20 protein-coding genes are annotated in these 21661 nt (G+C 65.3%); 9 read left to right on the forward strand and 11 right to left on the reverse strand.

The window, feature by feature from the left end; all coding sequences use genetic code 11:
* Positions 1-26 precede the first annotated feature (26 nt).
* Genes glmM through M8312_RS04160 form a run of 5 tightly spaced genes read right to left on the reverse strand, consistent with a single transcriptional unit; the run spans position 27 to position 6655 of the window.
* Positions 27-1367: a phosphoglucosamine mutase gene (gene glmM / locus M8312_RS04140; RefSeq protein ID WP_250119119.1), complete on the reverse strand. Its 1341-nt coding sequence runs from the start codon at positions 1365-1367 to the stop codon at positions 27-29.
* Between the two features lie 23 nt (positions 1368-1390).
* On the reverse strand, positions 1391-2047 hold the full coding sequence (locus M8312_RS04145) for an NnrU family protein (protein WP_250119120.1): 657 nt from the start codon (positions 2045-2047) through the stop codon (positions 1391-1393).
* 5 nt (positions 2048-2052) lie between these two features.
* Positions 2053-3462: an amidohydrolase family protein gene (locus M8312_RS04150; RefSeq protein ID WP_250119121.1), complete on the reverse strand. Its 1410-nt coding sequence runs from the start codon at positions 3460-3462 to the stop codon at positions 2053-2055.
* On the reverse strand, positions 3459-4853 hold the full coding sequence (locus tag M8312_RS04155; RefSeq protein ID WP_250119122.1) for an amidohydrolase: 1395 nt from the start codon (positions 4851-4853) through the stop codon (positions 3459-3461). Before M8312_RS04155 ends, M8312_RS04150 begins: the two co-directional genes overlap by 4 nt.
* A 32-nt stretch (positions 4854-4885) precedes the next feature.
* On the reverse strand, positions 4886-6655 hold the full coding sequence (locus M8312_RS04160; RefSeq protein WP_250119699.1) for a peptide MFS transporter: 1770 nt from the start codon (positions 6653-6655) through the stop codon (positions 4886-4888).
* Positions 6656-6807: 152 nt separating this feature from the next.
* On the opposite strand from M8312_RS04160, the gene M8312_RS04165 reads away from it, so the two are divergent.
* Together M8312_RS04165 and M8312_RS04170 are read left to right on the forward strand one after the other, a co-directional pair.
* Positions 6808-7395 carry a nitroreductase family protein gene (locus M8312_RS04165; RefSeq protein WP_250119123.1) on the forward strand — a complete coding sequence of 196 codons (588 nt, stop codon included), beginning with the start codon at positions 6808-6810 and terminating at the stop codon, positions 7393-7395.
* A 48-nt stretch (positions 7396-7443) separates the two neighbouring features.
* Positions 7444-7794 carry a GntR family transcriptional regulator gene (locus M8312_RS04170; protein WP_250119124.1) on the forward strand — a complete coding sequence of 117 codons (351 nt, stop codon included), beginning with the start codon at positions 7444-7446 and terminating at the stop codon, positions 7792-7794.
* Positions 7795-7798: 4 nt separating this feature from the next.
* Here the strand turns inward: M8312_RS04170 and M8312_RS04175 are convergent, their stop codons facing one another.
* Positions 7799-9475, reverse strand: coding sequence for an acyl-CoA dehydrogenase family protein (locus M8312_RS04175; RefSeq protein WP_250119125.1), 1677 nt, complete (start codon positions 9473-9475; stop codon positions 7799-7801).
* Between the two features lie 46 nt (positions 9476-9521).
* Here M8312_RS04175 and M8312_RS04180 point away from each other — a divergent pair, with 46 nt between their 5' ends.
* The gene (locus M8312_RS04180) at positions 9522-10439 is read left to right on the forward strand and encodes an L-threonylcarbamoyladenylate synthase (RefSeq protein ID WP_250119126.1); all 918 of its coding nucleotides are present in this window, start codon (positions 9522-9524) and stop codon (positions 10437-10439) included.
* Positions 10440-10450: 11 nt separating this feature from the next.
* Positions 10451-11212 (forward strand): ZIP family metal transporter, encoded by a 762-nt coding sequence (locus M8312_RS04185; protein ID WP_250119127.1) that lies wholly within the window; start codon positions 10451-10453, stop codon positions 11210-11212.
* Here M8312_RS04185 and msrA read toward each other — a convergent pair.
* Both msrA and M8312_RS04195 read right to left on the reverse strand, forming a co-directional pair.
* Positions 11209-11760, reverse strand: coding sequence for a peptide-methionine (S)-S-oxide reductase MsrA (gene msrA, locus M8312_RS04190; RefSeq protein ID WP_250119128.1), 552 nt, complete (start codon positions 11758-11760; stop codon positions 11209-11211). The genes M8312_RS04185 and msrA overlap by 4 nt on opposite strands.
* A gap of 55 nt (positions 11761-11815) precedes the next feature.
* Positions 11816-12514 carry a PilZ domain-containing protein gene (locus tag M8312_RS04195; protein ID WP_250119129.1) on the reverse strand — a complete coding sequence of 233 codons (699 nt, stop codon included), beginning with the start codon at positions 12512-12514 and terminating at the stop codon, positions 11816-11818.
* A 147-nt stretch (positions 12515-12661) separates the two neighbouring features.
* On the opposite strand from M8312_RS04195, the gene M8312_RS04200 reads away from it, so the two are divergent.
* A complete protein-coding gene (locus tag M8312_RS04200) occupies positions 12662-13051 on the forward strand; it encodes a response regulator (RefSeq protein WP_250119130.1) in 390 nt (129 codons plus the stop codon).
* The gene (locus tag M8312_RS04205) at positions 13048-13899 is read left to right on the forward strand and encodes an EAL domain-containing protein (RefSeq protein ID WP_250119131.1); all 852 of its coding nucleotides are present in this window, start codon (positions 13048-13050) and stop codon (positions 13897-13899) included. The genes M8312_RS04200 and M8312_RS04205 overlap by 4 nt, the downstream gene beginning before the upstream one ends.
* Here M8312_RS04205 and M8312_RS04210 read toward each other — a convergent pair.
* Complete coding sequence (locus M8312_RS04210) at positions 13896-15050, reverse strand: aminotransferase (RefSeq protein WP_250119132.1); 1155 nt, start codon at positions 15048-15050, stop codon at positions 13896-13898. The genes M8312_RS04205 and M8312_RS04210 overlap by 4 nt on opposite strands.
* Positions 15047-16138 carry a CaiB/BaiF CoA transferase family protein gene (locus M8312_RS04215; protein ID WP_250119133.1) on the reverse strand — a complete coding sequence of 364 codons (1092 nt, stop codon included), beginning with the start codon at positions 16136-16138 and terminating at the stop codon, positions 15047-15049. Before M8312_RS04215 ends, M8312_RS04210 begins: the two co-directional genes overlap by 4 nt.
* Before the next feature lie 60 nt (positions 16139-16198).
* Between M8312_RS04215 and M8312_RS04220 the strand changes: the two genes are divergently transcribed.
* Together M8312_RS04220 and M8312_RS04225 are read left to right on the forward strand one after the other, a co-directional pair.
* A complete protein-coding gene (locus M8312_RS04220; RefSeq protein WP_250119134.1) occupies positions 16199-17332 on the forward strand; it encodes an acyl-CoA dehydrogenase family protein in 1134 nt (377 codons plus the stop codon).
* Between the two features lie 44 nt (positions 17333-17376).
* Complete coding sequence (locus tag M8312_RS04225; protein WP_250119135.1) at positions 17377-18237, forward strand: DUF6544 family protein; 861 nt, start codon at positions 17377-17379, stop codon at positions 18235-18237.
* On the opposite strand, the gene M8312_RS04230 is transcribed toward M8312_RS04225, so the two are convergent.
* Positions 18238-19962: an AMP-binding protein gene (locus M8312_RS04230; RefSeq protein WP_250119136.1), complete on the reverse strand. Its 1725-nt coding sequence runs from the start codon at positions 19960-19962 to the stop codon at positions 18238-18240. It abuts the gene before it with no gap.
* 63 nt (positions 19963-20025) lie between these two features.
* Between M8312_RS04230 and M8312_RS04235 the strand changes: the two genes are divergently transcribed.
* Positions 20026-21627 carry a tetratricopeptide repeat-containing sulfotransferase family protein gene (locus tag M8312_RS04235; protein ID WP_250119137.1) on the forward strand — a complete coding sequence of 534 codons (1602 nt, stop codon included), beginning with the start codon at positions 20026-20028 and terminating at the stop codon, positions 21625-21627.
* The last annotated feature ends 34 nt before the right edge of the window (positions 21628-21661 follow it).

Below are 21661 nucleotides of genomic sequence, written 5' to 3' on the forward strand. Positions count from 1 at the left end.
CCTGCCAGAAAAGGGCGAACAGTTCGTTAAGCAGCCGCTTGGCGCACGGCATCGCAGATACGGTCGACCACAGCGTGGACCTGCGCTTCGTCGTCTCCCTCGGCCATGACGCGGATCAGCGGTTCGGTGCCCGACTTGCGAATAACGAGGCGTCCGCGTCCCTCCAGTTCCCGCTCCGCGTCGGCAATCGCAGCCCTGACGGCACCGTTCTCGAGCGGTGCTCCGCTCTTGAAGCGGACGTTCTTGAGCAATTGCGGCACGGGCTCGAACTGGTTGAGCAGTTCGCTGGCGGGTTTTCCCTGGGCAACCATGGCGGCAAGGATCTGGAGACCCGCAATCAGGCCGTCTCCGGTGGTGCTGTGGTCGGTGAGGATGATATGCCCGGATTGCTCGCCGCCCACGTTGCAGCCGCTCGCCCGCATCGCCTCGAGGACGTAACGGTCGCCCACCTTGGTCCGGTCGAGGCGCAGGCCTTCTGCCTGTAATTTCCGCTCAAGGCCGAGATTGCTCATCACGGTTGCCACGACGGCCCCGCCCTTCAGCTGCCCCCTGCGGTGCTGGTCCAGCGCGATGAGGGCCATCAGCTGGTCGCCGTCGATCACCTTGCCAGTCTCATCGACGACGATCAGGCGGTCGGCATCGCCGTCGAGCGCGAGACCAATGTCCGCGCCGCTTGCCACCACGGTTTCCTGCAGAAGCGCCGGATGGGTCGAGCCGCATTGGTCGTTGATGTTCGTGCCGTTCGGCGAAACGCCGAGCGGGATGACGTCGGCGCCGAGTTCCCACAGCGCGTCGGGGGCGACGTGATAGGCCGCGCCGTTGGCGCAATCGACGACGATCCTGAGTCCGTCGAGGCGCAGGTCCTCCGGGAACGTGTTCTTGGCGAAGTGGACATAGCGGCCGCGTGCGTCGTCGATCCGCTTCGCCCGGCCGATCGCCTGAGGCTGGGCGCGGATCGGATCGGTTTCGAGCATCGCCTCGATCTCCAGCTCATCCTCATCGCTGAGCTTGTACCCGTCGGGACCGAACAGCTTGATGCCATTGTCGGCGAAGGGATTGTGGCTGGCGGAGATCATGACGCCCAGGTCGGCCCGCATCGAGCGGGTGAGCATGGCAACGGCGGGCGTCGGCATCGGACCCAACAGGACCACGTCCATCCCCACGCTGGTGAAGCCGGCGACGAGCGCCGATTCCATCATGTAGCCGGACAGCCGCGTGTCCTTGCCGATCACGACACGATGGCGATGATCGCCGCGTAGAAAACGCGCGCCGGCGGCCTGCCCTACCTTGAGCGCAACCTCGACGGTCATCGGAGCGGTGTTGGTGAGGCCGCGGATGCCGTCCGTGCCGAAATATTTGCGGGTCATCGGGCGCTCCTAGCCCGCCGTGGTCAGCCTATCCAGCGCCAGATGCCCACCGGGATCGGATGCAGCCAGGTGGCGAGCAGGAATAGAGCCAGGCCGGCGAGCAATGCCGGCCAGCCCGGAAAGACCAGGCCCCGGGCGAACGGCAGGTAGCTGGTGCTGGCCTCCCACTCTGCCCAACGGTCGCCCAGCAGTCGTTCCTTCTTCACATCCTGCCCGGCGGCGCCGACCAGGGCGAGCGTGAGGATGGCTCCGGCCAGGATCATGGCCGTGGGCCGCGGATTCACCAGGAGGTGGGCGACGGACCATAGGGCGAAGCTCCACATCATCGGATGGCGGGTGATGCGAAAGACGCCGTGCGGCGCGGGAATATCCACCTTGGGATTGGTCATGGTGTCCATGGCCGGATTGCGGATAAAGGAGCCCACCAGCAGGATCGAGGCGACCAGCATGAGCAATGCGGCAACTATCCAGAGCGGCTCCGTCTGCTGCCATAGCCATTCTTCGGGTCCGACCTTCCGCCGCGCCATGATCAGCGGAATGAATGTTGCGAAGGAAACTGCGGCATAAGCGGCGGTGAAGCCGCGCGGGCCCAAACGGCGGGCAAGTGGTGCCCGCAGCGGATGAGACATCAGGAGATGGGTGCCGACGAACAGGACCGCGAAAAGGATGACGGCCCCCATGGCATTTACCTCCGATAGGCGGGCGGCAGAACGCCCGGAGTGAGATCCTGGTAACGCTCACGAAGGCGCGTCTGGCGGGTGACCAGCGGCTGCTCGACCCCGTCGATCAACACCGTCTCCGCGGCGGCCATGTTGTCGAGCGGGTCCGCCGACCAGATCACCACGTCGCCGCGGCGGCCCGGCTGAAGACTTCCGATCTCGTTACCCAGTCCGACGACTTCGGCCGGGCTGCTGGTGACCATTGCCAGCGCCTCACCCCAGCTGAGGCCAGTCGCGCCCGGCAGTCTGGCGAGCGCGACAAGGTTGCCAGCATAGTTGCGGGCGCGGAAGGCCATGCGGGTGTCGTCGTCGTTGATCGTGCCGATCGCGACCTTCACCCCCGCCGCGCGCATCCGGCCGACATTGCTCTGCGTCGCGGCAATCGTCTCGAATGCCGCGGGCAGGTCCGATAGCGCGGAAGCGATCACCGGAATACCGCTGCGGGCGAGTTCAGGCGCGACGGTCCAGCCTTCGTCGGCACCGACCAGGACCAGCTTGAGCCGCGGAAACTCGCGGCCCAATGCGATCACCTGGCGGATGTCGGCCGCTCGCTCGGCATGGACCATCAGGATCTGCCGACCCTGGATCACCGACACGAGTGCCGCCGCATCGAAGCGGGTCAGAAGCACGTCCTGGCTGCGGCGGGCTTCGTAGAGCCGGGACTCGTTGGGGTTCCGAACGATCGGCTGGCTCTCGGGCGCGGTCGGGCTGCGCTCCTGTCCTGCCGCTGCGGGGACGCCCCGGCCGAGCTCCGCCGCTTCCCGCAACGCATTGCGGAGGAGGACGTGGGCGGCGGCGCGAGAGCCTCCGGCCTGCTCGGCTCCGGTCTCACCCAACTCCACATATTGGAACAGACGGGCACGAGTAACGGGATTGCCGTCCGCCGCGGTGTCGATGAGCGCCCCCTGGCCGGCGAAGATGCTCTTGCCCACGCCGGGCGCCACGATGGCACGGGTGACGCCATCAGCACGGTTGACCGCCATTGGCTGCGCATTGGGATTGATCGCAGGCGCAATGTCCAGCGCGGCGCTGAACGGACCGTCGCCGCTAATGTCGGTCGCCTGATCGACCCCATCCACGTCGGTCAGGCCAAGGCGCGAGAAGCCCGCGACGATGCCGGGGGTGACCCACTTCCCGGTCGCGTCGATGACGCGCGCTCCGGCCGGCACAGCGACGCCTGCGCCCGCCGCGATCACCCGACCGTCGCGCAAAACGACAGTGCCATTGGGTATCGGAGCCGACCCGTCGCCGATGGCCACGGTGCCGCGGACAATGGCAATCGTTTCAGCCGAGGCCTTGTAGCCGACGACGGCGCCCGCAAGACCGCAAACCACGCCGGTCACGCCCAACCAGGAAATACGCCGACGAGCGGTCATTTGACGTCTCCCTCGCCGGGCTGTCCCAGTTCGAAATCGCTCACCGGACGCATGCGCGGATTATTGGCGTCATACATCAACGCACCGTCGATCCAGACGCGCTCGGGCCTGGTGTAGGTGCTGAACGGGTTGCCGTTCCACAGCACGACGTCCGCCATCTTGCCTGGCGCGAGGCTGCCGGTCTTGTCGAAGATGCCGAGTGCCTTGGCGGGGTTGGCACTGAGCCAGGTCCAGGCGTGCTCTTCCGTGATTGGGATGCCTACCCGGCGCCCGGCGGCGATCGCCTTGCCGGCTTCCTGGTAAAGGCGCTGGATGCCGTTTGGATCATCGGAGTGGACGATGGCGCAGGCACCCGCCTTGTCGACAAGGGCGATATTCTCGCGAATGGCATCATAGGCTTCCATCTTGAAGCCGTACCAATCCGCCCACATCGCCGCGCAGGTGCCGTTCTCGCGGAGCAGGTCGGCGACCTTGTAGGCTTCGACCGCGTGGTGGAAGGCGGCGATCTTGTAGCCCATCTCGTGGCTGAGATCGATCATGATCGCCATTTCATCGGCGCGATAGCAGTGGTTCTGCACCAGGATCTCGCCCGCCAGCACCCCGCGCAGCGTGTCCATGGCGAGGTCACGGTCGGGCATGTCGCCGCCCTTGGCCTCGTAATTGTCCCACTTGCGCTTGTAGGCCTGCGCGTTGAGCCAGGTCTGACGGGTGACGGCGATGTTCCCCATGCGGGTAGATGGCATCTGCCCCTTGGAGCCATAGACCCGCTTGGGATTCTCGCCGCAGGCCATCTTCAGGCCGTATGGAGCACCGGGGAACTTCATCCCCTGCACGGTCCGCGCGGGCACGTTCTTGAGCACGACCGAACGGCCACCGAACAGGTTGGCCGAGCCGGGCAGGATCTGGAGACTGGTGACACCGCCATTGGCCAGCGCCCGGCTGAAACCGGGGTCCTGCGGCCAGACGCTATGCTCGGCCCAGACTTCGGGGCGTGCCGGAGCGGTGGCCTCATTGCCATCGTCATGGGCTGCCACGGCGGGGCTGGGGTAATCGCCCAGGTGACTGTGGATGTCGATGACGCCAGGCGTCACGTACTTGCCGGTGCCATCGACGATGACGGCGCCCGCAGGAGCCGACAGGCCGCGACCGATCGCCTGGACCTTGCCGTCGGCGATCAGGACGTCCCCGCCGTCAATTCGGCCGCCGGCACCGTCGAGCACCGTGGCGCCCTTCAGCAGCGTCGGCACGCCCGGATAGGCATGGTAGGTCGAGGGATATGGGTCGTGGCTGAACCGGGTTGGCGGTTCCTTGGCCGGAGTGGTCGCACACCCACCCAGCAACAGTCCCGACACTGCGGCCAAGGCTACGCCAAGACCCCTCGCCTTCGCCATACCCATATCTCAAGAACCCCGGTTGATGACGCTCAGTCGACCCCGTGCATCCACTTCTTGAGCGGCCAGGAGAGCAGGAACAGCACCACGCCCGCACCGATCGCGATCCAGGCGATGGTGCTGAACGTGCCGGTGTAAGTCTCGAGACTGTTCTTGAGGTTGGTCACCTGCCCGCCGACCGTGTCGACACTGGCGAATTGGGCGACCACGCCCGCGACATATTGCGCGACCGAGATCGACAGGAACCACACGCCCATCATCAAGCCGACGATGCGGGCAATCGACAGCTTGGTGATCATGCTGAGCCCGACCGGCGAGATGCAGAGCTCGGCCAGCGAGTGGATGAGGTAGAGACCCGCGAGCCACCACAGGCCGACCTGATAGTTGTTGCCCGCGCCAGCGAACTGGGCACCGAACACCAGCAGCAGGAAGCCGGCGCCGACACCCATCAGGGCGATCGCGAACTTGATGGGGATGGACGGCTCCAGCCCACGCTTGGCCAGCCGCAGCCACAGCGCGCTCAGCACCGGCGCCAGCAGCACGATGAACAACGGATTGAAGTTCTGGGTCTGCGGCGCCGACAGGGTGAACAGGCCGAACACACTGCGATCCGTGTTGCGGTCGGCGAACAGGGTAAGCGACGAGCCCGCCTGCTCGAACAAGGTCCAGAAGAAGACGTTGAAGACGATGAGGATCATCGCCGCCGTCATCATCTGCGCTTCCTGGCGCGTGCCCTTGGCGTACGACCAGACCAGGATGCCCGGAACCGCGATGATGAAGGTCCCGAACAGCAGTTTGCCCATCAGCGACAGCGAGGCGAGGTAGCCGATGAATCCGGACCCTGCCTCAGCTGGCTGTGAGTTCATCAGGTTCTGGAAGAGGAAGACCAGGACCGGCACCGCAACCGCCGCTCCAATATAGATGAGGATGTCGCGGTTGGGCGCATGATCGGGCCGGTTGCCGTAATCCTTGAGCAGACCGCGATCGAATTGCACAAGCCCATAGCTGATCAGCATCCCGAAACCCGCCAGGCTGAGCCCGGCCCACCAGCCGAACCAGTCCGCGAGCAAGGGGCAGAAGAGCTGCCCACCGACGCTGCCGAGGTTGATACCCATGTAGAAGATGGTGAAGCCGGAATCCCGCCGTCGATCGCCCGTGGCGTAGAGCGAGCCGACCACGGTGGAGATGTTGGGCTTGAAGAAGCCGTTGCCGACCGAGATCAGCGACAGCGCGATCAGCATGATCGTGATGGTGAGCGGGTTGCGCTCGGCACCGGACTCGAAGGAGCCCTTCGGCAGGCGGCGCGCTTCCTGGCCCCCGTTGAGCAGCGAGATGGTGCCGTCGTCATTGCCGCGAATCTGCAGCTTCTGATTGTCGATCACGACCGAGCGGGCCTCATCCGGCCGGCTCGACGGGCGATCGACGAAATTGTCGACTACCACTTCATAGCGCTGGCCGTTGATGGTGGCATAGGGCTTGGCGGGGCTGCCGCCGAAGGCGAGCATGAAATAGCCGGCTGCCATGACCAGCGCGCCGAACTTGATCGCGCGCTTGGAGCCGAGGAACTGGTCGGCAAGCAGGCCGCCGATCAGCGGGGTGAGGTAAACCAGGGCGGTGTAGCCGCCGTAAAGGCCGGTGGCCTGGCTGTCGGTGAACAGGAAATGCTTGGTCAGGTAGAGCGTCAGCAGGGCGCGCATGCCGTAATAGCCGAACCGCTCCCACATCTCGGTGGTGAACAGCCGCGCAAGTTGCCGCGGATGGCCGAACCAGCCCCCGTCGCTACGCCCGACGTCCTCCGTCATTGGCGCGGTGGTGGTTTCCGGTCCGACGTTGACCATGCAATTCCTCTTCCCTGGCGCGCCACCCGGCGCTGAACGACGCGGCACCGTAACGGCGCATTCGCGTCTGCCAAGCACATTGTGACAGGTGCGCGGCGCCTCTATGTCGCGCCACGATGCTGAACGACCGCTCCTCGCCACTGTCGCTTCTCGCCACTCGCCGTTCCGGACGTGCGGCCGAAATGGTCGCGCCAGGACCGTCGGAGGCGGAGCTGAGCCAGATCCTGCAGATCGCCATGCGGACGCCGGATCATGGCAAGATCGCGCCCTGGCGCTTCGTGGTGATCGAACGGGAGCAGCGAGACGCGCTGGCCAAACTGCTGCATCGCGCGCTGGACGAGAATGATCCAGGCGCGGGCCCTGCTCACCATGCCAAGGCGGAGCGGTTCGCCCATCAAGGCGAGGCGCTGGTGGTGGTGCTGTCCGCGCCTGTTGCCGGGCACAAGGTGCCAGTGTGGGAGCAGGAACTCGCGGCCGGCGCGGCGGCGATGAACCTGCTGCATGCTGCGCACGCGCTGGGCTATGTGGGGAGCTGGCTGACCGGCTGGGCGGCCTACGACCCCTCGGTACGGGCCGCGTTCGCGCAGGGACCGGACGAGCGCATTGTGGGATTCATGTTCCTTGGCTCGCCGGGCCTGGAGCTGCAGGAGCGGCCGCGGCCGGATCCTGCGGACATTGTGCGACGCTGGTCTCCGTCCCAATAATTACGTCATTGACTTGCAACTTACCGCGCCGCGCTGTATTAGGACAGCATGACGCCTCGCACCACTCATGAGAAACCGGTTTATGTCCGCCTGCGCGAGACGATTACCGACCGGATCTTGAGCGGACAGTATCGTGATGGCGGCCCCCTCCCCTCCGTCCGCGCGCTTGCCGCCGAGCAGGGTGCGAACCCGCTGACGGTCGCCAAGGCCTATCAGGGCTTCCAGGACGAAGGACTGATCGTGGTCAGACGCGGGGTCGGAATGTTCGTCGCCGAAGGCGCACGGGCGCGGCTGACCAGCAGCGAGCGCCAGACATTCGTAGACCAGGAATGGCCCGCGATCCGCGTTCGGATGCGGCAGCTCGGGATCGATCCCGCTGAGTTGCTCGAGCGGTCCTGACCCGTCAGGCCAGCGCTTCGGCCGGCACCGAATAAAGCAGCTTCGCCCCGGCTTCGGCTCCTGCGGCGAGGCCCAGTGCTTCGGGGACGACCACATCCATGAAGTAACCGGCGGCCGCACGCTTGACCTGCTCGAACGGCGTGTCGCCGACGGCCGCCTTTGCCTGACGCTCCAGCAGCCATCCGGCGGTCAGCACTGCGGTCATCGTGAGGAAAGGGTAACTTCCGGCGAGACGGTCATCATGATCCGCCGTCCGCAGGGTTGCGGCGGCAATCTCGACCGCGTCGGCAAGCGCTTCGATGCTCGGTGCCCTCGTCTCGGCTCGGATGTCCGCGATCACTCCGTCGAAGGCCAGCCCGCCATCAAGTCCGAGCTTACGGCCCACGAGGTCGGCGGCCTGGATTCCGTTGGTGCCTTCATAGATAGGGGCGATGCGGGCATCGCGCAGATACTGAGCCGCGCCGGTTTCCTCGACATAGCCCATGCCGCCGTGGACCTGTATCCCGAGGCTGGCGACCTCGCAGCCGACGTCTGTTCCCCACGCCTTCACCAATGGAGTGAATATGTCGGCGCGCAGTCCGGCCTGGCTGTCGCCGCGATGCGCGCGGTCGACCTGACCGAATGCGTGATAGGCAAGCGCCCGAGCGCCCATCGTCAGCGCCCGCATCCTCAGCAGCATGCGCCGAACGTCCGGGTGATCGGCGATGGCGACCGCATCGCGGCTGACAGCGCCCGCCCGGGCCGACTGGACCCGCCCCAGCGCATATTCGACAGCCCGCTGCGTGGCGCGTTCGGCGATCCCCACGCCTTGCAGTCCGACATTGAGGCGCGCGTTGTTCATCATGGTGAACATGGCGCGCATGCCGCCGTGCTCGGGCCCGATCAGCCAGCCGATTGCCCCGCCTTCGTCGCCATAGGCCATGACGCAGGTTGGTGAAGCATGGATGCCCAACTTGTGTTCGATCGAGGCACAGCGGACGTCGTTGCGGCTGCCGTCCGGCAGGATCTTGGGCACCAGGAACAGCGAGATGCCGCGCGTGCCGACCGGCGCGTCGGGTGTGCGGGCCAGCACGAGATGGATGATGTTATCGGCCAGGTCGTGCTCGCCATAGGTGATGTAGATCTTCTGGCCCGTGATGCGCCATGAGCCGTCGCCGTTGGGCTCCGCCTTGCTTTTGAGCGCGCCGACATCGGAACCGGCCTGCGGCTCGGTCAGGTTCATGGTAGCGGGCCATTCCCCCGACACGATCTTGCCGAGATAGTCTGCCTTCTGCTTATCGGAGCCGTGCGCCTGCAGCGCCTCGATGGCGCCCATGCTGAGCATCGGGCAGAGCGCGAAGGCGAGGTTGGCGGCGTTGAGGTCCTCCATCACGGCGGCGCCGAGTGCCAGGGGAAGGCCCTGCCCGCCCGCTTCTTCGGGCGCGCTGATCGTCATCCAGCCGCCTTCGACGAAGTGCCGGTAGGCATCGTGGAAGCCAGCGGGCATGGCGACGCTCTCGGGAGACCATTTCGCTCCGACTTCGTCGCCGATGCGGTTCAGGGGCTCCACTTCTCCTTCGGCATATTGGGCCGCGCCTTCGAGCACCGCGTCGACGATATCGCTGTCATTGGTGAGTTCGCCGATCCCCACGACGTGGTCGAGGACGAAGCGCTGTTCCTGAACTGGGCACCGGAAGGCCATTACCATTCCCTTGTGAGCTGTTGCCCTTTGCCATAGCGGCGGGAAGATGACGGGTGAAGGGACCGAGATACGGGCATTCGACGAGGCTGCCCTTGCGCAAGCCACGGACCTGATCCTTGCCGGCCAGCTGGTCGCGGTACCTACGGAGACGGTCTACGGCCTCGCCGCCGATGCCACCAATGGCGAGGCGGTGGCGCGCATCTACGCCGCCAAGGGCCGGCCGAGCTTCAACCCGTTGATCGTGCACGTGCCCGACCTCGCCTCCGCCGAAAAGCTTGGTGAGTTCGACGCCGCGGCAAGGCGGCTGGCCGAGGCGCACTGGCCCGGCCCATTGACCCTCGTCGTGCCGCTACTGGACGACGCAGGTATTTCCAGCCTGGTGACGGCGGGGCTGCCGAGCATTGCGCTGCGGGTTCCCGCCCACCCCGTCATGCAGGCACTGCTCCGCGCAACCGGCCGGCCGCTCGCCGCGCCATCCGCCAATGCGAGCGGACGGATCAGCCCGACCACTGCTCAGCACGTGTTCGCCAGCCTGTCTGGCCGGATTGCGCTGATCCTCGACGGCGGCCCGACCGAGCGCGGGCTGGAGAGCACCATCGTCGCGGTCACGGACGGCAGGCTCCGGCTGCTCCGGCCCGGTCCGCTGCTGATCGAGGGCGCCGAACGGACGGGATCCGGGGATATCGAGGCGCCCGGAATGATGGCCAGCCATTATGCACCGACCAAGCCGGTGCGGCTGAATGCGACTCAGCGGCGTGATGGTGAATGGCTGATCGGCTTCGGAGCGATCACGGGTGACGATACGCTGAGCGCCAGCGGCGATCTCACCGAGGCTGCCGCACGCCTGTTCGCCTGCCTTCATCGCGCCGATGCGCAACCTGTGGACGCCATCGCCGTTGCCCCGGTGCCGGACGAGGGTCTCGGAACGGCGATCAACGATCGGCTGCGACGGGCTGCCGCATAGGGAGAACGCGCATGCCGATGGCGATCCAGGCGGGACTTTGGGGATTGCTGTCGGGATCTGCGTTGCTGATCGGCGCCGCGATCGGCTGGTATCTGAAGCTGCCCCAACGCCTGATCGCGGCCATCATGGCATTCGGTGCCGGCGTGTTGATCTCCGCCTTGTCCTTCGAATTGATGGAGGAAGCCTGGCAGCGCGGCGGCTTTCTTCCGGTTGCCGGCGGCTTCCTGGGAGGCGCGGCGATCTACACCGTGGCCAATCTGATCCTCGCCCACCGCGGCGCCCGCCACCGAAAGCGCAGTGGCGCAGAGGGCAAGCGGCAAAAGGAAGCCGATAAGAATCCCGAGAACGGCATGGCGCTGGCCCTTGGCGCCCTTCTCGACGGCATTCCTGAATCCATCGTGATCGGCGTCAGCCTCATCGAGGGAGGCTCAGTCGGCCTTGTAGCGGTTGCGGCCGTGTTCCTGTCGAACCTGCCAGAAGGCCTATCGAGCGCGGCCGGCCTGAAGTCCGAAGGCAAGAGCGCGGCCTACAACTTCGGGCTGTGGACCGGAATCGCGGTCATTTCCGGTCTTGCGTCGCTGATCGGCTACATCGCCTTTGCCGGGGTGGATCCGGCGGCGGTCGCCTTCGTGCAGGCGCTCGCCGCCGGTGCAATCCTCGCGATGATCGTGGACACGATGGTCCCCGAAGCATTCGAGGGAACCCACGACTATGCCGGCCTGATCGCCGTCAGCGGTTTCCTGACCGCCTTTGGCTTGAGCAAGCTGGGCTAGGCCGCCGCCCCGGCCTGACTCTTCAGCCGGTTCTGGAAGCTCTTTCTGAGCTTCTGCAGCTTGGGCGGAATGACGGCCATGCAGTAAGGATTGCGCTGGCCTTCGTTCGCCCAATAATCCTGGTGATAGTCTTCCGCCGGATACCAGTCGGTCAGCGGCTCGATCGTGGTGACGATCCTGCCACCATGATCCTCGTTATGTTCCGCAATCTTGGCGCGAGCGATCTCCGCCTGTTCTTCGTCCAGTGGGAAGATTGCCGAGCGATACTGCGTGCCCACGTCGTTGCCCTGCCGGTTGAGCTGGGTCGGATCGTGGGTGGCGAAGAATATGTCGAGCAGGTCGGCGTAGCTGACCTGCGCCTCATCGAAGGTGATGCGGATGGCCTCGGCATGGCCGGTGTCGCCGCCGCAAACCTGCTTGTAGGTCGGATTGACCGTCTGGCCGCCGATGTAGCCGCTCTCGACGCTGCGCACGCCGACGACGTCGAGGAACACGGCTTCCGTGCACCAGAAGCAGCCGCCGGCCAGAATTGCTTGGCTTTCCGCCATGATGATGTTCTCCGCTCTGATCTGAGCGGGATGTAGGGTGTCGGTTGGCCGGAAACTAGCGGCTCTTGTGAACGGCTTTCAGACTGGCGACCTCGAGCCGCTTGCCGATCCATTCGGCCAGCTCCTCGAAGCGCAGTTCCTCGTCGAACACGATGCCGGCACGCCGGTCGGAGTACCAGCGGACCTCGCCCTTCACCGGGCGCAGGCTCTCGATGACCACCACCACCTTCTTGCCCAGGCAATATTCATTGATCGGCTCGACCTTCATACCGCCGAGCGAGATGTCATGCACGTTGCAGGTGTAGAAGGTCTTGCCGACCTTGACCGAGGCGCGGCAATCGACCTGGAGGCGAGGTGGACGCGGGCGAAACCCGTGGCGCGGCTTGCGGCCGGCGAGCAGCTCTCCAAGGTCCACATTCTGATCGAACTTGATGCCGACGGTGCCTTCGCGGATCCAGACCACGCTCGACGGGATCTTCTGCCCCGAGAACTCGACCTCCACCGCATCGCCGACGGGGGGACTTGCACCGCACTGGGCCATGAGCCCGCCGGCCGAGACATTGCGAATGCGGATGAGTTGCTCACCACCGACGCTGACGAGCTTGCCGACCTGAAGGGTCGAGAGCACCCGGTCCTCCTCACGCCGTTCCACGGGGCGAGGCACGTTGGTGCTGAGCGAAAAGGTCGTCGACTCGAACGCCGCTTCTTCGCTGGCGGGCTTGCGACCCTTTCGGCGTATAAGGGAAACGAACACCAATTATCCCCTTCGGAGGCGCTTTGAGCGAACTATCATGCGCTTGTCAGGGTTAAGAAGGTGTAACGGCGAACATGAACGCAGACTCGGTTTGACCTCGCAGCTACTCGCAGCGCAAGGGAAGCCAGCTGAGGAGAAATGATGACAATGGAGCGGCCGCGCCTGCTGCTGATCGACGATGAACCGGCGCTGGCGGCGTTCGTGGCTTCGGCTGCGCATGAGACTGGGTACCAGGCTGCGATCGGGACGAACGAAACGGACTTCCAGCGGCAGTTCCATGAGGAGCGGCCGGACGCCGTTGCGCTCGACCTTGGAATGCCGGGAATGGATGGTGTCGAGTTGCTGCGTTTCCTGTCCGCCGAATCCTTCAGCGGGCCTGTTCTGATCATCTCCGGGTTCGACCGGCGCGTGCTGGACAGCGCCTTCCGGCTCGGAGAAGCGCTCGGCCTCAACATGGTAGGGCCGCTCGAGAAGCCGACCAGGCTGCATGAGCTGGAAGAAATATTGAAGGAGGTGCGTCCCGCGCCCGCGCGATGACCAGTCGCAAGGATATCGCGCTGCTCGACGGGTTCGAGCGAGCCTTGCTCAACGGGCGGCTGACCATGGCCTACCAGCCCAAGGTCGCGCTCGATAACGGGCGGCTGATCCGGGTCGAGGCACTGGTGCGCTGGGAAGATGCGAAGTTCGGACAGGTGGCCCCGTCCCGCTTCGTCCCTTTGGCCGAGCGCCACGGGTTGATCGACCAGCTGACGCAATGGGGTCTCCGGACGACGCTGCGGCAATGGCTCGACTGGCGTTCACAAGGCCTGGACACGGCCATCGCCTTCAACATTTCCGCTTTGTCGCTGCAGCACCTCGACTTTCCCGACCTCGTAGAGCGGATGTGCCGTGCGCTTGACGTCCCCACCGATCGCCTGGTGCTGGAGCTCACCGAGGGAGCGACCCAGCCACTGGTCAAGCTGATGGACACGCTGACCCGCTTCCGGATCAAGGGCATCGGACTTGCTATCGACGACTTCGGGACCGGCTATTCGACCCTCGTGCAGCTGAAGCAGTTACCCTTCACCGATGTGAAGATCGACCGGGTGTTCGTCGCCGACATGGTGGGCAGCAACGACAGCCGCGTGATCGTGAAAAGCGTCATCGATCTGGCGCACGGCCTTGGGCTGACCGCGACGGCGGAGGGCGTCGAGACTCCCGAACAACTGGCGATGCTGCGCGAGATGGGCTGCGATACGGCGCAAGGCTTCCTCATCGCCCAACCGCTCAAGGCCGACGAACTCGTAGCCTGGAACAGCCGGCACAAACGCCGGTGGAAGCTGCTGGTCAATCCGCCAAAGGACCCGATCGTCCGCCGGCGGATTGAGATGGACGTTAGGGTCTAGCCGCTCGCGAGCTCCCGCGCGCGCAGCATCGCGGCGAGACCGGCGACGATGGTCTCCTCCTTTTTGGCGAAGCAAAGGCGGACGAGATTGGCGGCCGGCGCATCCTCGTAAAAGGGCGACAAGGGAATGACGGCGACACCGGCTTGCTCGACCGCAAGGGTGGCGAATGCCTGGTCATCGAGCGAAATGCCTGACGCAGTGAGGTCGACACACTGGAAGTAGGTGCCTTCGCTCGGCAGCAGAGCGTAGCCGGCTTTGGAGAGGGCGTCGGCCAGCCGATCACGGGCACGGGTGAACGCCCGCCGCATGATAGGCAGCCATTCGTCCTGCCCCAGGCCGAAGGCAACGGCGGCCTGGAGGTTCGGCGCGGTGGCGAAGGTCAGGAACTGGTGGGCCTTGGCGGCAAGTGTCGCGATTTCTGGTGGGGCAACCAGCCAACCGACCTTCCACCCGGTCAGCGAGAAGATCTTCCCGGCCGAGCCGCACTTGAGCGTCCGCACCGCCATGCCGGGCAAGGCGGCGAAGGGGGTGAAACTCCGCTCCTCTGGCAGGACATGCTCCCACACCTCGTCAGCAAGGACGAGGAGATCGTGGGCCTCCGCCACCCGCGCGACGGCGGCAAGCTCGGCGGCGTCGAACAGGCGGCCTGTAGGGTTGTGCGGATTGTTGAGGACGAGCAGTCGGGTGCGGGACGTGACGGCGGCGGCAAGTGCGGCCTCGTTGATCCGCCAGTGAGGCGGGCGCAGGGCAACTTCGCGGACCATTCCCCCGGCGCGGCGGATGAGCGGCGCGTAGGCGTCATAGGCGGGTGCGATGACGATGGCTTCATCGCCCGCTTCAATCAGCGCGAATATGGCGGCGGCGATCGCCTCGGTCGCGCCGCTGGTGATCAGGACATTGTCGGCGTTGAGGTCGAGGTTCTGATGGCGGCGATAATGGTCGGCGACGGACTGGCGAAGGGCCGGAAGCCCGCGCGAGGGAGGATATTGATTGCTGCCGTGCGTAAGCAGGCGGGCGGCTTCTTCCACCAGCGGTTCGGGCCAGCCGAAATCGGGAAAGCCCTGGCCGAGATTCACGGCGCCGTGCGCTGCGGCGGCAAGGCTCATCCGCTCGAAGATGCTGACCGGCATCGCGGCATAAAGCGGGTTCATCGCAGAACCTGCTCGTCGCGCAGTCTGGCGACCTCGGACTCCGAGAAGCCGAACTCCGCCAGGATGGACGGGCCATCTTCACCTTCCCGTCGAGGAGCGCGCGGAGCGTCGTTTGGCGTGGCGGAGTAGCGCGGCGCGGGCGCGGGTTGGATCACGCCGCCCACTTCGACGAAAGTCTCACGTGCTCGATTGTGCGGATGACCGGGCGCATCGCCCAGGCCGAGCACTGGTGCGACACAGGCGTCGGTGCCTTCGAAGCACTCGAGCCAAGCGGATCGCGGGCGCCCGGCAAATGCGGCGGCGATTTCGCTCTTCGTCGCCCCCGGTGAGAGCTTCAGGCCGGCAAACAGGGCGGTGCGGAATTGCGGCTCGATGGCGCCCACGCTGACGTCCAGTCCGTCAGCGCAGACGTAGCAACCGTAGATCGGATCACCGCCGTCGAGCAGATTGGCCCCCCGTTCGTCGCGCCATAGGCCGGCGGCGCGCAGGCCGAAGATCAGAGCTCCGGTCAGCGCCGCACCGTCGGTCATCGCGGCATCGATCACCTGGCCTTCGGCGCCGCGCTGCACCGCCAGCAATGCGCTGACCATGCCGAATGCCAGCATCAGCCCGCCACCGGCATAATCGGCCACAAGGTTGAGTGGCGGCACCGGTGGTCGGTCGGCCTCGCCAATGCAGGACAGCAGGCCGGTGAGCGCCAGATAGTTAATGTCGTGGCCGGCGGCCTGCGCCAGCGGACCCTCCTGTCCCCAGCCCGTGACCCGGCCGTAGACCAGTTTCCGATTCGCACTCAGCAGGTCGTCGGGGCCGAGGCCTAGTCTCTCCATCACTCCGGGCCGATAGCCTTCGATCAGGCCGTCGGCCCGAGCGGCCAGACGCCGGACGATTGCCCTCCCCGCATCCTGCTTGAGGTCGAGTGCGATGCTTTCGCGGTTGCGGGTCAGCGGGTCGTTGGGGACCGACAGATTGCCCGGCCGCTCGACGCGGATCACGCGGGCGCCGTGATCGGCAAGCATCATGCCGGCGAACGGACCCGGGCCGAGCCCCGCCATCTCGATGACCGTCAGTCCTTCAAGCGGTCCGGCCATGCGTGTCCCTCTTCTCCTCTGCCGCTCTACCCACTAGCCTGCGCGGTTCAAGGAGGAGCCATGCTCGATACCAGCACACGCGTCATCTTCGACGAGGATCAGGCGGCGTTCCGCGAAACGGTACGCCGGATCGTCGGCGACCTCGATATGGAGCGGCACGAACGCGAGGGCATCGTGGAGCGCGAGGCGTGGGAGGCGGCCGGTGCCGCTGGCTTGCTCTGCCCCGGGGTCCCCGAAGCCTATGGCGGGCCGGGCCTCGACTTCAGCTGGAACGCGATCGTCGATGAGGAAGTGTCCTACGCGGGCTCGGCGGTCGGCTGGACCCTGCAGAGCGACATCGTCGCCGACTACCTGATCGCCTACGGCAGCGAGGAGCAGAAGCAGCGCTGGCTCCCCGGCATGGTGACTGGGAAAGTGATCACCGCCATCGCCATGACCGAACCCGCAGCCGGCAGCGATCTCCAGGGCATGAAGACGATCGCCCGCAGGGATGGGAACGGCTGGCGGCTAAACGGAAGCAAGACCTACATCACCAACGGGCAGAGCGCCGACCTGGTGATCGTCTGCGCGCGGACGACCGAGGAAGGCGGCGCGCGAGGCATCAGCCTCTTCCTTGTCGACCGTGAGGACGAGGGTTTCACCCGTGGCCGCAACCTCGACAAGATCGGACTTCACGGCAACGACACTAGCGAGTTGTTTTTCAGCGACGTCGCCCTGCCCGCCGACCGCCTGCTTGGCCAGGAAAATGGCGGCTTTGTCATGCTGATGAGCCAGTTGCCACAGGAACGTCTGTCGATCGCAGTCCAGTGCCAGGGCGCCGCGCAGCGGGCGTTCGACCTGGCGGTCGAGTTTACCAAAGACCGCAAGGCATTCGGCAAGACAGTGTTCGAGTTCCAGAACACCCGCTTCACGCTGGCCGACATGAAGGCTCGGCTGCAGGTCGGCTGGGCGCATCTCGACTGGGCCATCGCGCGGCATGTAAAGGGCCAGCTGACCGCCGCCGAGGCAAGCGCGGCCAAGCTGTGGCATTCCGAAACTCAGTTCCAGCTGTGCGACATGGCGCTGCAGCTGCACGGCGGCGCCGGCTACATGAACGAATATCCGATTGCCCGGCTGTGGCGCGACAGCCGCGTGGCACGGATCTATGGCGGAACCAGCGAGATCATGAAGGAGCTGGTCGCGCGGTCGATCTGACCTGGGTGAATGCGGTCAATTGATCATTCTTTTAGAAGCAGGGCATGCGGCTAGTTCGAGCTCTTGCGATTTCCCTTCCAGCGCTGCTGGGTACTGCAGCCATTGGCGGAGCCGCCTATCGCTGGTCCGCGGCACGGGACGAGGAAAAGGTCCGCCGCGGGATCATATCGGGGGCGCCGACGCCGACAGGAGTATTCGACGAGCGGCTGATTGCTGGTTTGCCGGAGGTCGTGCAGCGTTACTTCCGCCACGCCATCGCACCTGGCACGCCGCTGGTCAGCACGGTCGAGCTGCAGATGCGAGGGACGTTCCTGCTCGGCGACACGGCCGCAACAGCCCGGTCCTTCGAGATGACCGCCGAGCAGACACTGGCGCCGACGCGAAGCTCATTCCTCTGGCAGCCACGAATGCGACGAGGCGGAATGGCCATCACCGGTTCCGACGGCCTTCACGCGGGCATCGCGTGGACCCGATTTTGGGTGGCGGGCCTAGTACCGGTCGCGAATGAGCTCAGCGCTGAGCCCGACCTTGTGCGTTCGGCGGCTTTCCGGGCCGCCGCAGAAGCGATCTGGGTTCCCAGCGCGCTGCTGCCGCAAGCCGGCGCGGTGTGGCGGGAAGTCGGGCCCAATCAGGCGGAAGTGACCCTGCCGACGATTGCAGGACCGATTACCAATCGCCTCTCCTTTGATCAGAATGGCGGCGTCCGCGAAATGGTGGGACAGCGATGGAGCAACGCCAATCCGGAGAAGCGCTTCCAACTGCAGCCATTCGGCGGCACCGTAAAGGCCGAACATCGCTTCGGCGGTTTCACCGTTCCCAGCCGCGTAAGCATTGGCAATCACTACGGAACGCCGGACTACCTGCCTTTCTTTCAGGCGGAGATCACCTCCGCGCGCTATCGCTGATCAGATGACGCCCCCTTCTACTCGGGCACGTTCCGCTGCCGCGAGGGCTTTTCGATCAGGCTTGCCGATCATGGTGCGGGGCAACGCGTCACGAAGCTCGAGACCTGCGAGGCGCTCATGCTTGCCTACGTGACCTGCCAGAAAGGCACTTAGGTCCGCTGGCGTGGCGAAGACACCGTCCTTCAGCACGACGAAGGCATAAGGCCGCTCTCCAACGCGCTCGTCGGGTGAGGCAACCACGATTGCTTCCTCAACAGCCGGGTGACTGGCGAGCACCGCCTCCAGTTGACTGGGGAAGACCTTGAAGCCGCCGACGTTGATCATGTCCTTGATGCGGTCGACGATGCGGACGTAACCGTCGGCTTCGATGATGCCGATGTCGCCGGTGCGGAACTCACCGTTGGCGAGCGGTTCGATGGTCTTCTGCTCTGGCCGCCAATAGCCCTGCATGATTTGAGGACCACTTACGACGATCTCACCCGCCTGCCCGAGCGGCTGTTCCGCACCGTCCTCGCCGACGATTCGAATAAGCGTGGCGGGAAGCGGCTGGCCCACCGTTCCGGCGCGGGCCTCGCCTTCGTACGGGTTGACCGAGACGACGCCGGCACTCTCTGTCATGCCATAGCCTTCAAGGACGCGACTGCCGCTCGCCGCCTCAAACCTTTCCTTGAGTGCAGGGGTCATTGCGGCGCCGCCGGAGAAGGCCTGCTTGAGGTCGGTGAAGGCGTCGGCGGTGAAGGCCGGATCCTCAATCATTGCCTGGAACATGGCCGGCACGCCCGCGAAATCCGTGCAGCGTCGGCGCTTAAGCGCGGCGAGCGCCTCCCTCGCCTCGAACTTCGGCAGAAGCACGATCTCCGCACCGCCAAGCACCGAGCGATTGAGGATCGCGGCAATGGCGAAGATGTGGAAGAGCGGCAGGCAACCAAGGACGCGGGACTCCTGCCCGCGCGGCGTCGGATCGATCGCTTCGAGCTGCAGTGCGTTCACCGACAGGTTGGCATGCGTGAGAGCCGCACCCTTCGGCACCCCGGTCGTGCCGCCAGTAAACTGGATCAGCGCCAGATCCTTGGCTGGCTCGACCGACACCGGCGCAGGTGCACCATCGTTGGCAAGAAGCTCGGACCAGCGGCTGATACGCGCGTCGCCTTGCAGCTTTTGGCGATCCCCACGCTTCAGGAGCCGAAACCCGAGCGCTTGGGGCCAAGGCAGGACCTCGGCAAGGTCACCCACGATGACGCGGGAGACCGCCCGCTCATCGAGGAGCCGCTGAATGGGTGGCCAGAGCCGCTTCAGGTCGAGGCAGACGATCGCTTCAATGCCGCTATTCCGCGTCTGCGCGAGAACCTCGTCAGGCGAGTAGAGCGGCGAGAAGTTGACCACCGTCGCGCCGGCCAGAAGCGCGCCGTAGAAGGCTGCGGGGTAGTGCGGGGTGTTAGGAAGGAAAAGGCCGACGCGCTTGCCTTGTAACCCCAGGGATTGCAGCCCCTTGGCAACGTGGCGAGCTCGATCGAGTAGCGCCGCATATGTCGTTGACCTGCCATAGAAATCCAGGGCAACACGGTTGGGCCAATTGGCGGCTGCGCGCTCCAGGAGCGCATGCACCGGAGGGGGATCGAACGACTGCTTCCAGCCCCCCGGATGGCAGTAATGCTCCGTCCAGATCGCGCCCACCAAATTCTCCGCCAACCATTCGTCAACAAGATCGGGCAGCAGAGGTTTCAAAGCGGTAACGCGCTCATCCGGCGCTGCTTGCCTGACGCACGCTCGTGGCTAAGGTCGCTGGCAATGTCCACCGCCCCTGCCCCACTGCTGCATCCCGGAACTGACCCGCGCCTGATGGAGGCGGCGTTAGCACTGAATAGTGAGCGGCTGGATGTCGCTGAACGGCTTCTGAAAAGTTACCTCAAGGACGATCCCTTTGAGGTTCGGGCCATCCGGATGCTTGCGGAGTTGGCGGCGCGGATCGGCCGCATGGGTGACAGCGAAACCCTGTTGCGGCGGGCAATCGAAATTTCTCCTGGCTTCACGCCCGCACGAGCGAACCTGGCGCTGGTGCTGGCCCGGACGGGGCGCGCCGCCGAAGCGCTGCCGCTGCTCGAACAAGTGTTCGAGGCCGAGCCCGATGACATCGGTCACTTCAACCTCAAGGCCGCAACCCTTGGGCGGCTCGGCGATTTCGACGAGGCAATCGCCCTGTACGAGAATGTGCTTGCCCGAGTGCCAAACCAGCCGCGGGTCTGGCTGAGCCTTGGACATATGCTCAAGACGGTCGGGCAGCAGGTGGACGGGATCGCCGCCTATCGCAGGGCGATAGAGCTGCGGCCGCAGCTGGGGGAAGCCTGGTGGAGTCTGGCGAACCTTAAGACCGTTCGGTTCACCGACTCCGATCGTGGCACGATGGAGCAGATGCTGGAAACGGCTGAGTTGACGCCAGAGGATCGATTCCACTTGCACTTCGCGCTTGGCAAGGCGTTCCATGACGAACGTGACGCAGTGCGCGCGTTTCGCCACTATGTGGAAGGTAACCGCCTTCGGCGCGAGCGATTGCCCTATGATCCGGCGACGATCAGCAAGGCCGTCGACCGGGCCATCGAGGTGTTTACCCCCGAACTGTTCGCGCGAGCTGCCGGATTGGGGTTCCTGGCAGCGGACCCGATCTTCATCGTCGGTATGCCGCGCGCGGGCTCAACCCTCGTTGAACAGATATTGAGCTCGCACAGCCGGGTCGAAGGAACGAGTGAGCTGCCCGATCTGCCCGCGATCGCCCGCGAGCAGCCCGGCTATCCCGGATGCGTAAGGCAGATGGATGCTGAAGCACTCGCCGCGGCGGGCCGAGAATATCTCAAGCGAGCTGGCGTTCAGCGACGAACCGATCGCCCGTTCTTCATCGACAAATTGCCGAACAACTGGCTGTACGTGCCGTTCATTGCCCTGGTGCTTCCGAACGCGAAGATCATCGACGCCCGCCGACATCCGCTGGGCTGCGGCTTTGCCAATTTCCGCCAGCACTTCGCGCAGGGGCAGCCCTTCAGCTACGACTTGGCCGACATGGGCAGTTATTACGCCGATTACGTCCGGCTGATGGGGCATGTTGACGCTGTACTACCCGGACGCGTGCACCGGGTTATCTACGAGAGCATGGTCTCGGATACTGAAGCCGAGGTCCGGCGCCTGCTTGAAAGCTGCGGCCTCCCGTTCGAGCAGGCCTGCCTCGAATTCTACAAGACGGAGCGGGCCGTGCGCACCGCCAGCAGCGAGCAGGTGCGCCAGCCCATCTACCGCGGCGGGACCGAGGAATGGCGCGCCTACGAGGCGTGGCTGCAGCCATTGAAGCAGGCGCTCGGGGCGACGCTCGATGCCTACCCAGCGGCCCCAGAGCAACGCTGAGCGCCGAAAGATCGGCACGGAACCGTAACGCCGT

This window comes from Sphingomonas sp. KRR8 (assembly GCF_023559245.1).
Lineage (GTDB): Bacteria > Pseudomonadota > Alphaproteobacteria > Sphingomonadales > Sphingomonadaceae > Sphingomicrobium.